Origin of the sequence: Janthinobacterium aestuarii, from assembly GCF_051380835.1 — a bacterium.
GTDB classification, from domain to species: domain Bacteria; phylum Pseudomonadota; class Gammaproteobacteria; order Burkholderiales; family Burkholderiaceae_D; genus Janthinobacterium; species Janthinobacterium aestuarii.
The window spans coordinates 36461-49562 of sequence record NZ_JBNYXU010000015.1 but is presented as its reverse complement, the minus strand read 5'-3'; the positions used below and the strand labels follow the sequence as shown (position 1 = coordinate 49562).

The following is a 13102-nucleotide window of genomic DNA, read 5'->3' as shown; positions in this document are numbered from 1 at the left end:
GACAAGAACGGCACCTTCGGGTGCCGTTTTTTTATGTCCGTTACTGCGGCCTTCCACCGCACAGGCAAAGAGAAGACCGCAGAGTTTCAAGCCCCGCTGCTGACCGATAAAGCCCCCCTGACCGGTGAAGCTACCGAAGATTTGCTGGTTATCGAAACCCGGCAACACCACGGCGACGAAGCGTAATCTGCGCTGCTAGCTGACAAGAACGGCACCTTCGGGTGCCGTTTTTTTATGTCCGTTACTGCGGCCTTCCACCGCACAGGCAAAGAGAAGACCGCAGAGTTTCAAGCCCCGCTGCTGACCGATAAAGCCCCCTGGCCGGTGAAGCTACCGAAGATATGCTGGTTATCGAAACCCGGCAACATCACGGCGACGAAGCGTAATCTGCGCTGCTAGCTGATAAGAACGGCATCTTCGGGTGCTTTTTTTTATGCTTTACGCATTAACGAATACACGCACGCATACAAACAGATTGGAAGGCGAAAAATCCTAGTGCTGCTTCAATTGTCAGACGGTATCACCACTATAAATCATCATTTATACGATGCATCGAAAAGGACGCGATCATCGGATATTTCCTATTCATGCTTGGTATTTTCTATTGGCAGGATAAGTAAATGAAGAAGGAACCAGGCATTGAAACTCCTGCTGAGCCATGCTGGTATTGACGGCTGAGATTGAAAATCAAACCTATATACCGATATTCATCCTGTGTGGTTTCTGAATAAATATGCCCGAGTTACTGTTATGTCGTGCATGCTTGAATTGATGGGCTAAACCAGGTGATGCCATTGCGTCAGATGGCGGTTGCGGTGGACCGCGATATCCAGCCGGCACGCCAGCGAATCTGAAGTGAGCGCTCACAAGGAATGTGGCTGCGAACTGCCTGCCGCTGTGTCATTGTCATCCGTTGCGCATGGGCTCGTCCAATTGCCGGTGACGGCGCAACACGGCGTTGTTGTGGGAGCACGCCCTATTGTCTACGCCACGCCAGTTTCCAGTTTATTCATGCTAAAATTTGGCGCATGATTGCCCAAGCCCTGTTTACTCCCGCCCAGCAGAAACTGCTGGGTTTGCTCTTTGTCCGCGTGAATGAAGGCTTTCACTTGAACGAGATCATGCGCTTGACGGGACTGGGTAGCGCGTCGGCGCAGCGGGAACTGCGCCGGCTGCATGAGGCCGGCCTGATCACGTCGGAGCGGATCGGCAATGTGCGGCGCTTCTGGCCCAACAAGGAAAGCCTCGTGTATCCGGAGTTGAGCGGGCTGGTGCAGAAAACCTTCGGCATCGTCGGCGTGCTCAGCATGGCCCTGGCGCCCTTGCGTACCCAACTGCACCTGGCCTTCGTGTCTGGTGCCACGGCGAAGGGACAGGACATGCCCGGCAGCGCCATCGACTTGCTGCTGGTGGGTGAAGAAGCCAATTATGGCGATCTGTTGACGGGATTGGCCCCGGCCGAGCGAACCTTACGGCGTAAAATCAATCCCAACCTATATACGCTGGCCGATTATCGCCGGCGGCTACGTGAAGGCCAGCCATTTCTGCTGCAGGTATTACAGCAGCCGAAGTTGTTTGTCATCGGCGATGAATCACTATTGCATGCGCTGGCATTACCGGATTCTTCATTACAAACGAATGACATGCCATCTGTATTCTAAAGGCCGGGCCTGGCATTCAATTTCTGATGCATGAAATTGTTGGCCAGAATAATATCTGAGGCGGATTGATCGTATGATGAATAAACTACAGGCTTTCGGTTTAATTGTTTCCCAGGCGGTGCGCGGCGAATTAACGTTTCCCACGAGCGTTAATTCCGCACTACAATTGCAATTGGCTCTGGCTGAACCGGACTGCCATATCGACCATGCGATCAAGCTGGTATTGGCCGAGCCCTTGCTGGCGGCGCGCACGGTCGCGCTGGCCAACTCGGCCGTCTACAGCCGCGGCGATGCGGCGCCCGTGACCAGCGTGCGCGCCGCCGTCATGCGCATGGGCTACCGCAATCTGTACGCGCTGGTGGCGGCAATGGTGGTGCGCCAGTTCGGCAGCAAGATCATCGATCCCGTCCTGCGCCAGAAGGCGGCCCAGCTGTGGGAACACACTGCCCACGTGGCGGCGCTGGCGCACGTGCTTGCCCGCCGCGTGACGCACGTCGATGCCGACACGGCGCTGTTCGCCGGCATCGTGCATGAGGTGGGCGGTTTTTACCTGTTGTCGCGTGCTGACGAATTTCCTGGCTTGCTCGACGACGATGCGGATCACTGGATGGAGTCCGCAGAAGAAATCATTTCCCGCGAAGTCATGAAGAAGCTCTTGATTCCGCTGGCCGTGAGCGAAGCCATCGAAGGCTTGCGCGATGGCTTGCTGTCGATTCCGCCCGACTCCCTGCTCGACACCTTGTTATTGGCCAAGCAACTGTCGCCCGTGCAGTCGCCGTTGCAGGTGACGTATGTGGAAATGCTCACGCCCTCCGATTCCGTCATCGATTTCATTATCGATAACGAGACCCTGCAAAGCATCCTCGCCGAATCGGCCGAGGAAGTGCGCTCGATGAGTGCCGCGCTGCTCGTCTGAGCTCGTCCGGGATCAGCGCATTGTTCGCCTGGCCCGGCCGCGCTGCCTGCCAGCGCCGTCAGGGGCCCGGATGCAGCACGACCTTGATGCATTGCTCCTGCTTCTTCTGGAAGATTTCGTAGCCGTGCGGCGCTTCGTCCAGGGTCAAGTGGTGGGAAATGATGGCGCCGGGATCGAGCTCGCCCCGTTGTATCCTTTCCAGCAGCGGCTGCATGTAGCGCTGCACGTGTGTCTGCCCCGTCTTGATGGTCAATGAACGGTTCATGATGGAGCCAAACGGGATCTTGTCGCTGAAGCCGCCATATACCCCTGGCACCGAGACGACGCCGCCGTTGCGGCATGCCATCAAGGCTTCACGCAGGGCCGTGGGACGATCCGATTCCAGTTTCATCGTCTGCTTGAGGCGGTCGTAGATATAGCTGACGCCGGAACCGTGCGCTTCCATGCCGACGGCATCGATGCAGGCATCGGGGCCTCGTCCTCCCGTCATTTCCCGCAGGGCGTCGGGCACGTCCACGGCATCAAAATGCAGGGTTTCCGCACCGGACAGTTCGCGCGCCATGCGCAGGCGTTCCGGGTAGTGGTCGATGGCGATGACGCGCTCGGCGCCGAGCAGGAAGGCGCTCTGGATGGCGAACTGCCCTACGGGGCCGCAACCCCAGACGGCCACCACCTGGCCCGGCGTGATGGCGCAGGCTTCGGCCGCCATGTAGCCGGTCGGCAGTATGTCCGAGAGGAATAGTACCTGTTCATCCTTGAGCTCGTCCGGTACCTTGATGGGGCCGACGTCGGCAAACGGCACGCGCACATATTCGGCCTGGCCGCCCGCATAGCCGCCCGTCAGGTGGGAATAACCAAAGATGCCCGCGCCCGAATGGCCCCACATCTTTTCCGCCATATAGGCATTGGGATTGGAGTTCTCGCACACCGAGTACAGCTGCTGCTCGCAAAAGAAGCAGCGTCCGCAGGCAATGGGAAATGGCACCACCACCCGTTCTCCCACCTTGAGCTTGTGCACCGCGGAACCCACCTCCACCACCTCGCCCATGAACTCATGGCCGAGGATATCGCCTTGTTCCATGGTGGGCACGACGCCATTGTAGAGGTGCAAGTCGGAGCCGCAGATGGCCGTGGAACTGACTTTGATGATGGCGTCGCCGGGATTGAGGATGGCGGGATCGGGCACCTGTTCGATTCGTACGTCGCGCTTGCCGTGCCAGCAATTGGCCTTCATGACACACCTCCGTTTGCTTGCGGTCGAGGGGAAGATGCCGTGCCGCCAGCCTTGTGCAGCAAGCGCGTCTTGAAGCTGCGCTTGCCCGACGGCTGACCCTCGGTGGTGCTGACCTCGCCCGTTTCCATCCACTGCTTGAAGCGGCGCAAGGTGGTCTCGATCTTGTAGGCAGGCGCCTGGCTGAACAGGCCGGCCACGGCCGCTCCCACCTTGCCGACCGGCGCCTGCATGTGCAGTTGCATGGTGACCACGGTGCCGCGCCCGCCCGGTGCGGGCGACAGTTCCAGCGCGCCTGTTTCCGCATGATTTTCCGCCGCGCGCCAGCGCATGCTCTGGCCCGGACGCTCTTGCGTCAGTTCGCCTATCCACTCGCCTTCGACGCTGTTCCAGCGCGAGCGGCGCGCGTCGATTACCTGCACCGACTGCAGGCCCGGCATGAAGCGGGGGAGGTGTTCCAGGTCGCGCCAGGCGCGATAGCAATCGTCGGCGGAACGGTTGACGATGACGCTCTTTTGCAGCGCCAGCCCCTCTTCTCCGGGCGCGGGCAATTCGCTCAGCTTGCGCGGCGCCAGTTGTGCGCTGGCGATATAGTCGATGGCCGTCACGCCTGCCACCACGGCTGCCGTCGCCGCCAGGCGCGTGCGCGCATTGTGCCGGCTGGCCATGGCCACGCCCAGCAGCGACAGATCCATGGCGTCGCCAGCGATGCGCGACCAGCGCCATGCCGGCCTGCTTTCTCCGCGCAGCAAGGCCACGCCGCAAGCCATTTCGCGCAGGCCGATGGCGCGTATCCAGACAGACGAGACGCCGCGCAAGCCGCTGGCCCGCGCCAGGCCGCGCGGCGCCACCAGCTGGACCAGGCCCAGACCGATGCTGAGCCAGCCAAGTGCCGTGATCAGGCCATGGCTGCCATGCGCGGTATCGTCGGGAATGTGGCGCTGCAGCCGTCCATCGGCCTGGCCGTGCGCGCTCGTGTAGTGAAGTATGGCCTCATGCCCATGGGCGGATGCGCCTGCATCATTGGGTATCTCCGTTGACGGTTGCCATGCGGGCGGGCCAGCCGTGGCGTCATTGTTCCTGTCTTCGCTTTGCATGCTGCCTCCCTTCAGTGTATGGGAATTAGGCAGCATCGACCTGTACGCGTTCCGGCTGGCGTGCGCGAGATGCGCTGGATCTGCGCCAGATCAAATATCGGTGCAAAAAAAACGGCAGCCCCGGTTGGCGCTGCCGTTGTTGCGAGACGCGGTTAGCTTACTTCTGCTGCGCGATCCATCGGTCGACCTTGGCTTCCAGCAGTTTCAGGGGCAGGGTGCCGTCGCCAAGCACCACTTCGTGGAACTTCGGCAGGCTGAACTTGTCGCCCAGCGCCTGCTGTGCGCGCTGGCGCAGTTCGACGATTTTCAGGGAACCGATCTTGTAGCCCAGGGCCTGGCCCGGCCAGGCCATGTAGCGTTCCGTCTCGCTTTTCGCCACGGCGTCATAGCCGAGGGTATCGCGCATGTACTTGATGGTCTGCTCGCGCGTCCAGCCCTTGGTGTGCAAGCCCGTGTCGACCACCAGGCGCACGGCGCGCAGCATCTCGTCGTTCAAATGGCCGAAATACTGGGCCGGATCCTCGAACAGGCCCATTTCCTTGCCCAGAGTTTCCGCATACAGGGCCCAGCCTTCTGTGAAGGCATTGTTGCCGCCGAAACGGCGGAAATTCGGCAAGTCCATCTCTTGCACCAGCGCCAGGTGGAAATGGTGGCCAGGTTTACCTTCGTGCAGGAACAGGGTGGTCATGCCCGTGTCGCCATACAGTTTCGGGTCGGTGACGACGGACCAGAACACGCCAGGGCGCGAACCGTCGGCGGCCGGCGCCGTGTAATGGTCGGCGGCCGTGTCGCGGCTCAGTTCAGGTTCCAGGCGCAAGTCCAGCGGCGCCTTCGGCACCAGGGTGAACAGGGCGGGCAATTTGCTGTCCAACAGTACGTTGAGCTTGCGGTAGACGTCGAGCACTTCCTGCTCCGTCTTGAACGGACGGTATTTCGCCTGTTCCGACACCCACACGGGCAAGCCGGCGGCCGGGCCGTTGTAGCCCATTTTCGGGCCCACGATTGCATATTGTTCCTGGATGCGCGCCACTTCCTTCAAGCCGATGGCGTGGATCTGCTCCGGCTGCAGATCCGTGGTGGTGCTGCTGGCCACGCGCGCCTGGTACCACGCGGCGCCATCGGGCAGGGCGCTCCAGCCGCTGCTCGTGCGGCCGGCCGGCAGGTAATCGCGCTCCATGAAGGTGGACAGGCGCTGCAGCGCGGGCATCAGCTTGGCCTCGATGATGACGGTATAGGTTTGCGTCAGGCGCGCCTTGTCCGCGTCGGAAAAGCTGGCCGGCAAGTTCTTGATGGGCGTGTAATAGACGCTGTCCTGCGGCGTGGCGCTGACGAGCTTCTTGAATTGCGGCAGGGCCGATTCCGTCAGCGCCTTCGGCAGCACGATGCCCTTTTGCATGCCGACTTTCATGTTGGCGATGGCCTGGTCTATCCAGCCCGGCAACTGGCCGATACGGCTCAGGTAAGCGTCGTACTCCTTGACCGTGGTCAAAGGCTGCGATGCCTCGCCGCCCGCATAATTGGCGAGAGTGACGGGCATGCTGTCCATCTGGTTCAGCGGCAGCAGGTATTCGGGGAAGCGCTCGAAGCTCAGTGCTGTGGCCAGTTCATAGTCGAGGATGTCGTAGTTGATCCGGTCCTGGTGCGACAGCTGCGCGCGGGCAATGCTGCGCAGGGTCTTCTGGTACTGGCGGTACAGCGCGAACTGTTTTGCGCGCGCTGCGGGCACGATGGCTGAACCGAGCTGGTCATCAAAACGGTTGTCGCCGCTCTCGGTGGCATTGATCGGCTCGAAACGGGCCAGCGCATCGTAGTATGTGTCGGCCAGCACTTGCAGCTGCTGCTTTGCTTTCGGCGCGCTGACGGCGGGCGCGCCGGCTGTTTTGACAGCAGGCTGGGCCGCTTGCGCCATGGGTGCGTAGGCGAGCAACAGGGAGATGGCCAGGGTGCCGAGGGTGCCGGCGGCAAAACGATGCTTCATGCGCGATGTCCTTTGTAAGGAGGGAATGAACGGAGGCGTTGTGGGTCGGGGTGGCCGGTCGCGATGGAGCAGCCGGGGCGTAAGCATACGCCATTGCCCAGTACGTTTGGATAAATTGTACGAGAGGAATGTTGCTATTTTGCCGTAGGCGGCAGGGCCGCTTTCATGGCTTGCCAGTGGCTGCTGGTCAGAGGAAGGCAGGCAGGGCAGGGTGTGGCGGCGATCAGGCTGCGGATCTGCTGCGCGCGCGCCGCCGTTTGCGGGTGCGAGGAAATCCAGTCGGGCACCTTGGCCTTGTCCTTGTCATCGAGCTTCTGGAAAAAGCGCAGCATGCCGTCGGGTTGGATGCGCGCGCGCTGCAAGGCGAGTAACCCCTGGCGGTCCGCCTCTTCTTCCATGTCGCGGCTGAAATACAGGGTGCCGGCCTGGTGCGCCAGCATGGCGGCCACGGCGCTGATGTCGCCGATGGTCACGCCCACGAGGGCGCCCCAGCCCAGGCTGCTGATCATTTGCCGCAGCGAATGGCGCTGCTCCACATGCTGCACTTCATGCGCGAGCACGCCGGCCAGCTCGCCCGGGTCGGCGGCCTGGCGCAGCAAGCCTGTATGCACGACGATGATGCCGCCCGGCATGGCAAACGCGTTGACCGTGTCGTCGTGCTTGACCAGCCAGCGGTACTGGTAGCGTGAACCGGCCGTCAGCTTGCGGCCGATCTCCTGCACCGTCTGCTGCGCCACGCCGCTTTCGCTGATGCCGCCCTGCGCGCGCACTTGCGACAGGGCCAGTTCGCCCAGCTGTTTTTCCGTCGACAAGGGAATCCATCCCGCCAGCGCGCCGACGGCATGGCCGCCTTGCCACCACAGCAGAGCCGCCGTGACGACGGCCGCGCCCGTAAAACCGGCCAGCCAGCCCGACACCTGCCGCCGGTTGCGCTGGCGCTCGCCCCACAAACGCTGCAGTTGCGGCTGCAGCGCGGCCGGCGCTTCTTTGAGCACGATGGCGATGTCGCTCGCGCTCAGCGGCTTGAGCGACGCTTGCCGGCCTTGATCGTCGAGCCAGTTCAGAAACAGTTCCGGCTCGTCGACACCGCCCACGCTGACGATCAGCTGCGCCACATCGACGCCATGGCCTGGCGCGTCGATGGCCAGCTGGCTGCCGAAAAAATGCGCGCTGACGGCCGTGCCCGCCGGGCCGCCGTCGGGGCCGGTCAGCAGTGCCTGGAATAGCGTCATGCGGCGGCCTCGGCAAAGCGGCTTTCGTACAGGGCCGCCATCAGGTCGGATTGGCTGATGATGCCGGCCAGGCGCTCTTCATCGTCGAGGATGGGAATATGGTGGTAGCCGGCGTCGGCCATCAGGGGAACCAGATCGATGATGGGTGTGCCCAGGCGCGCCGTGTGCGGCGACGGCGTCATCAGCTGTCCCACCACTTCCGGCTTGTCGCTGTGGGACAGGCCGCTGCGTTGCAGCAGGCCGCGCAGGCGCTGGCGCATGCCCTGGTAATCGTCGAGGCCGCCATGGCGCAGGAAATCCGTCTGCGTGATGATGCCGATGACGCGGCGCGCCCGGTTCAGCACGGGCAGGGCGCCCACCTGGTGCTCGCGCATGGTGCGCCAGGCCACATCGAGCGGCGTGCCGAATTCCACGCTGAGCACGTCTTTCGACATGATGTCGGCGCAGGTGACGACGCCGAAGCGGCGCTGGTAGGCGCGCATTTCCGTTTGCAGGAAGATCGCTTGCAAATCGTCGCGGCTGATATCGAGCACTTCGCTGTGCTGGCGCAAGACGGCGTCCAGGTCATCGGGCGAAAAGCCCAGGCGGTTGCTGGGCACGTCATCCTTGGTATCGTGCGGATGCGGCGCCACCAGTTGCTGGATGTGCGGGTAGCGGCGCCCCGTCAGGTTGTTGTACAGCACGGCGCAAGCGACCAGCACGGCGGAATTGAACAGCACGGTAATGAAGACGAATTCAAAGCCGGCCGCATGCACGCTGGCGCCGCCAACCACCGTGGTCAAGGCGACGGCGCCGCCCGGCGGATGCAGACAGCGCAGGGCAAACATGGCGCCGATGGCCAGGCAGGCGGCCAGCGCCGCCACGCCCACGCTGGATCCCAGCCATTTGACGCAGGCCATGCCGACCAGGCCGGAGATGACGTTGCCGCCCACCACGGACCACGGTTGCGCCAGCGGGCTGGCCGGCAGGCAGAACAGCAGTACGGCCGAGGCGCCCATGGGCGCGATCAGGTAGACGCTGGCGCTGTCGGGGGCCAGCAGGAAATGGCAGATGAGTCCAGTGAGCAGCAAGCCGCAGATGGCGCCCGCGCAGGCGCGCAATTGTTCGCGGCGGCTGCCGTTGTTCGGTTGCGGCAGCCAGCGTGCCAGGAAAGAAGTCGTCATGGAGGAGGGCGCGTTCGGGCCGCGTTGCTCAGTGTGAGCCCCATATTATCCCATGCGCTCCATTTCGCTGCCTGCGGGCATCAATCTTCGGCACAGACCGCTTGCAAGCCATGCTGCGCCGGCAAGTTCCTGGCGGCCGCGATGGCGGACGGCTCTTTGGGTGCTGCTTATACGTTTTCCGCATAAGCACAGTGCAATTAAATGGTGGATATTTCTCACGAGCAGGCATATTCTAGACAATCACGTCCGCTGGCAGCTGTTCAGCCGGCCTCACGATTTCTTTCAGGAGCCCGCATGCGCCTTTCCCTTTTCCTTGCCAGCCTGCTGCTTGCCGGTACCGCCGTTGCCGCCGCCCCCACACCGAGCAACCCTGTCGCCACGCCGCACTTGCCGTACAACGCGGCGGCCGACGCCAAGGCCGACGTGGCCCGCGCGCTGGCCGAAGCGAAGGCGGCGCACGTGCCCGTCTTGCTGATCTTTGGCGCCAACTGGTGCGAGGATTGCCGCGCGCTCGACAAGGCATTGAAGGAAGGCAAGAACGCGCAGTTGATGCAACAGCAGTTCAAGGTCGTCAAGGTCGACGTGGGTAACTTCGACCATAACCTGGACGTGGCGCAAGCCTATGGCAATCCGCTCAAGAAAGGCATCCCGGCTGCCGTGCTGGTCTCGAGCGACAACAACCAGGTGCTGTACGCCACCAAGGGCGGCGAACTGGCCAATGCCCGCCGCATGAGCGAGAGCGGCATCTATGATTTCTTCAAGCAAGCGGCGAGCGTGAAAGCGCCGGCGATTTAATTTCTTCCAGCATGAAGACACGCTGGCCCCTGCGCTTGGCAGAGCTTGCCTGACATGCGCAGGATGTCAACGTGCGTGATTTCACGCGCCTCCATGCGGCGCAGAAATACGTTCAGGCAGGCAAGCCGTGGGCGATCAATTCCAGCGGCAATTCCGTGCTGCACTTGATTTGTTCCATGGAAAAAGCGGACGACACGCCCGTCAATTGCACGGCCTTGATGAGCTTTTTGTAGAAGGTGTCATACCCCTTGATGTCGGTGGTGACGACTTTCAGCAGGTAATCGATGTCGCCGCTCATGCGGTGAAATTCCTGTACCTCGGGCAAGACGATGACGGCGGCGGCGAAGCGGCGCAGCCATTTTTCATCGTGCTGGCCCGTGCGTACGCTGACGAACACGGTCACGGGCAAGCCCACTTTTTGCCGGTTCACGATGGCCACGCGGCTCTCGATATAGCCCTCTTCCTCCAGACGCTTGACCCGCTTCCAGCACGGCGTGCTGGACAAACCGATCTTCTCGCTGAGGGCGGCGATCGACAAGGTGCCATCCTGCTGCAGGGCCGCCAGGATGGCGCAGTCGAATTTGTCGAGCGAAGCGTTTGGTGAATTCATTTTATCATTCCAGTTTTTATAGCATGAACATGCTGCATAGTACATCGTTTGCAGCATTTTTTGGCATATCTTCACGGGGGCGGGCCGGTAGACTATCCATATGTTCCAGCCGCCTGCGCTGCCCCTTTATAGAATACTCAGACTGCCATCATGAAAGAAATATACCTCGACAGCAATGCCACCACTTGCGTGCTGCCCGCCGCCGTTGCCGCCGCCCGGCAAGCGATGGAGCAGGGCTATGGCAACCCCAGCAGCACCCACGCGACGGGGTTGCAGGCCAAGGCCATGATGGATGGCGTGCGCCGGCGCGCCGCCCGCTTGCTGGGCGTGGGCGACGGCCGCTTGATGTTCAACAGCGGCGCCACCGAAGGCATCCAGACGGCCGTGCTGTCGGCCCTGTGCGCGCTGCGCGAACGGCGCGATGCGGGCAAGCACATCGGCAGCCTGCTGCTGTATGGCGCGACCGAGCACAAGGCCGTGCCGGAAAGCCTGGCGCACTGGAACCGGCTATTGGGTTTGAATCTGGAAGTGCGCAAGCTGCCCGTCGATGCGCAGGGGCGCCACGATTTGCAGGCGCTCGATGCGCTGATCGGCGACGCGGCCATGCTGTGCACGATGGCGGCGAATAATGAAACGGGTGTCGTCAGCGATTTGTCCTCCATCGCCCAGCTGCTGCAGGAACGCGGTGCCGATGCCTACTGGATGGTCGATTGCGTGCAGGCGCTGGGCAAGCTGAAACTGAACCTGGCCGCCACGCGCATCGATTACGCGCCGTTTTCCGGCCACAAGCTGTATGCGCCCAAGGGCATCGGCATGCTCTACGTGCGCGCCGGTGCACCATTTACGCCGTTGATGATGGGCGGCGGCCAGGAAGCGGGCCTGCGCTCGGGCACGGAAAACATGGCCGGCATCGCCGCGCTGGGCGCCGTGCTGGCCGCGCTCGACGATGGCAAGACTTTCCGCAGCCACGCCGACCTGGCCGCTTTCCGCGCGCAGCTGGTGGCCAGCCTGGAACGTGCCTTCCCCGGCATCGTGTTCAATATGCCGTTCGGCTTGTCCTTGTCGACGACGCTCAATTTTTCCGTGCCCGGCCTGTCGTCGAAGGAACTGCTGGACCTGTTCGACGCGGCGCGCGTGCGCGTCAGCTCGGGCAGCGCCTGTTCCGCCGCCAAGGCGCTCCCCAGCTATGTGCTGGAAGCGATGCACGTGCCGCAATGGCGTGCCAGCTCGGCCATCCGTTTGTCGTTCGGTCCCTTGATCGACGCGACGACGGTGGCGGCCGCCTGCGCGCGCATCGAGCGCTGCGGCGAAGCGCTGCGCAGCAGCTGTCTGCTGCCGTCGGCGCTGGCGCCATCGCCGCAGGACGGCGTGATTCAGCTGAGCGTCGATGGCCAGTGCACCTGGCTGCTCAGCGACGCTGCCAGCGCCAGTTGCGTCGTCATCGATCCCGTCGCCGCGCTCGTGCCGCGCCTGGCTGCCTTTATCCGCTGCCAGCACCTGGCCTTGCGCGCCATCGTGCACACGACGGCGCCGACCGACCATGGCGTGGCGCGCCTGGCGCTGCTGCAGGAACTCGAGATCGAACAAGTCGGTCGCGTCGATATCGATGGTGAGCTGGCGCTGGGCCAGCAGCGTTTGCGCCGCATCGAGTGTGGCGAAACCCATGTGTACCTGCTGGAGCAGCGCTTCGCCTTCATCGGCGCCCTGGCGCCCGAAGCGCTGGCGCCCTTGCTGGACGCGGCGCTGCTGACGCAGGACACCGTGCTGTGCGCGTCAGGCGACGACGGCAGCATTTGCGCTACCGTGCGTACGGTGCTGGACGGTAGCGTGCCGGCCGCCGAACTGCAGCTCGATGCGGCCGCCTTGCCCGGTTTCCTGCGCCAGCATCCCGGCGCCATCCTCGTTGACGTGCGCGAAGCGTATGAACACGCGGCGTGCGCCGGCACGGTGTTCGAGGGCTGCGAGGTGCGCAACGTACCGCTGAGCCGCCTGGCGGGACAGGTGGCGGCGTGGCTGCAGCAGCCGCAGCGTCCACTGGTCTTTTTCTGCCGCAGCGGTAACCGCAGCGCGCGCGCCGCCGCCTGCCTGCGCCGCCTCGGTCACGGCGCGGCATGGCAACTCAATGGCGGCATGGCGATGGCGGAGGCGACGCGCCATCCGCTGGCCATCGCTGCCTGAACGGATTGAGGTTTCCTCTTTGAAATATTGCTCCGTGCCATTATCCGCACGGAGCAAGCCGTTCGTTTCCCTGTGGCATTCTTTTGCTGTCCAGTCTGCAAATTTCTTTGCCGACACGCTGCCAAAGCGCCAGCTATGTACGCTAGCGCACGGTCTTGCCTGCGTCGCCCTCCTACGATGAAGTTCAGAAAATCTCCCTATACCCTGAGATTCGTCGCAACGCTCCGGCGCTTCGCTTTCC

The 13102-nt window shown here is 62.7% G+C and carries 11 protein-coding genes; 5 read left to right on the top strand and 6 right to left on the bottom strand.

Annotated features, from left to right (window positions below; genetic code table 11):
* From ACQ4WO_RS27775 to ACQ4WO_RS27765, 3 genes are all read left to right on the top strand, one after another.
* Positions 1-186: hypothetical protein (locus ACQ4WO_RS27775; RefSeq protein ID WP_436484102.1), on the top strand; the 186-nt coding region annotated here is incomplete at its 5' end.
* Positions 187-1109: 923 nt separating this feature from the next.
* The gene (locus ACQ4WO_RS27770; protein ID WP_355646011.1) at positions 1110-1661 is read left to right on the top strand and encodes a helix-turn-helix domain-containing protein; all 552 of its coding nucleotides are present in this window, start codon (positions 1110-1112) and stop codon (positions 1659-1661) included.
* Positions 1662-1737: 76 nt separating this feature from the next.
* Positions 1738-2577, top strand: coding sequence for an HDOD domain-containing protein (locus tag ACQ4WO_RS27765; protein ID WP_034753622.1), 840 nt, complete (start codon positions 1738-1740; stop codon positions 2575-2577).
* 58 nt (positions 2578-2635) lie between these two features.
* On the opposite strand, the gene ACQ4WO_RS27760 is transcribed toward ACQ4WO_RS27765, so the two are convergent.
* From ACQ4WO_RS27760 to ACQ4WO_RS27740, 5 genes are all read right to left on the bottom strand, one after another.
* Positions 2636-3811: a zinc-dependent alcohol dehydrogenase gene (locus ACQ4WO_RS27760; protein ID WP_436484101.1), complete on the bottom strand. Its 1176-nt coding sequence runs from the start codon at positions 3809-3811 to the stop codon at positions 2636-2638.
* Entirely contained in the window at positions 3808-4905 is a 1098-nt protein-coding gene (locus ACQ4WO_RS27755) for an SRPBCC family protein (RefSeq protein ID WP_436484100.1), read from the bottom strand. Before ACQ4WO_RS27755 ends, ACQ4WO_RS27760 begins: the two co-directional genes overlap by 4 nt.
* A 157-nt stretch (positions 4906-5062) precedes the next feature.
* Positions 5063-6883, bottom strand: coding sequence for a DUF885 domain-containing protein (locus ACQ4WO_RS27750; RefSeq protein ID WP_436484099.1), 1821 nt, complete (start codon positions 6881-6883; stop codon positions 5063-5065).
* A gap of 134 nt (positions 6884-7017) precedes the next feature.
* Positions 7018-8115, bottom strand: coding sequence for a M48 family metallopeptidase (locus ACQ4WO_RS27745; RefSeq protein WP_436484098.1), 1098 nt, complete (start codon positions 8113-8115; stop codon positions 7018-7020).
* Positions 8112-9278, bottom strand: coding sequence for an HPP family protein (locus ACQ4WO_RS27740; protein ID WP_436484097.1), 1167 nt, complete (start codon positions 9276-9278; stop codon positions 8112-8114). Before ACQ4WO_RS27740 ends, ACQ4WO_RS27745 begins: the two co-directional genes overlap by 4 nt.
* Before the next feature lie 294 nt (positions 9279-9572).
* Here ACQ4WO_RS27740 and ACQ4WO_RS27735 point away from each other — a divergent pair, with 294 nt between their 5' ends.
* Positions 9573-10073, top strand: coding sequence for a thioredoxin family protein (locus ACQ4WO_RS27735; protein ID WP_436484096.1), 501 nt, complete (start codon positions 9573-9575; stop codon positions 10071-10073).
* Between the two features lie 112 nt (positions 10074-10185).
* Here the strand turns inward: ACQ4WO_RS27735 and ACQ4WO_RS27730 are convergent, their stop codons facing one another.
* Positions 10186-10683 (bottom strand): Lrp/AsnC family transcriptional regulator, encoded by a 498-nt coding sequence (locus ACQ4WO_RS27730; protein WP_046682091.1) that lies wholly within the window; start codon positions 10681-10683, stop codon positions 10186-10188.
* Between the two features lie 150 nt (positions 10684-10833).
* Between ACQ4WO_RS27730 and ACQ4WO_RS27725 the strand changes: the two genes are divergently transcribed.
* Entirely contained in the window at positions 10834-12861 is a 2028-nt protein-coding gene (locus tag ACQ4WO_RS27725; RefSeq protein ID WP_436484095.1) for an aminotransferase class V-fold PLP-dependent enzyme, read from the top strand.
* Positions 12862-13102: the final 241 nt, after the last annotated feature.

Excerpts from the sequence above, each read along its gene's own strand:
- ACQ4WO_RS27750 (WP_436484099.1), bottom strand. The coding sequence starts at position 6,883 with ATGAAGCATCGTTTTGCCGCCGGCACCCTCGGCACCCTGGCCATCTCC.
- ACQ4WO_RS27760 (WP_436484101.1), bottom strand. The coding sequence starts at position 3,811 with ATGAAGGCCAATTGCTGGCACGGCAAGCGCGACGTACGAATCGAACAG.
- ACQ4WO_RS27730 (WP_046682091.1), bottom strand. The coding sequence starts at position 10,683 with ATGAATTCACCAAACGCTTCGCTCGACAAATTCGACTGCGCCATCCTG.
- ACQ4WO_RS27725 (WP_436484095.1), top strand. The coding sequence starts at position 10,834 with ATGAAAGAAATATACCTCGACAGCAATGCCACCACTTGCGTGCTGCCC.
- ACQ4WO_RS27765 (WP_034753622.1), top strand. The coding sequence starts at position 1,738 with ATGAATAAACTACAGGCTTTCGGTTTAATTGTTTCCCAGGCGGTGCGC.
- ACQ4WO_RS27755 (WP_436484100.1), bottom strand. The coding sequence starts at position 4,905 with ATGCAAAGCGAAGACAGGAACAATGACGCCACGGCTGGCCCGCCCGCA.
- ACQ4WO_RS27735 (WP_436484096.1), top strand. The coding sequence starts at position 9,573 with ATGCGCCTTTCCCTTTTCCTTGCCAGCCTGCTGCTTGCCGGTACCGCC.
- ACQ4WO_RS27745 (WP_436484098.1), bottom strand. The coding sequence starts at position 8,115 with ATGACGCTATTCCAGGCACTGCTGACCGGCCCCGACGGCGGCCCGGCG.
- ACQ4WO_RS27740 (WP_436484097.1), bottom strand. The coding sequence starts at position 9,278 with ATGACGACTTCTTTCCTGGCACGCTGGCTGCCGCAACCGAACAACGGC.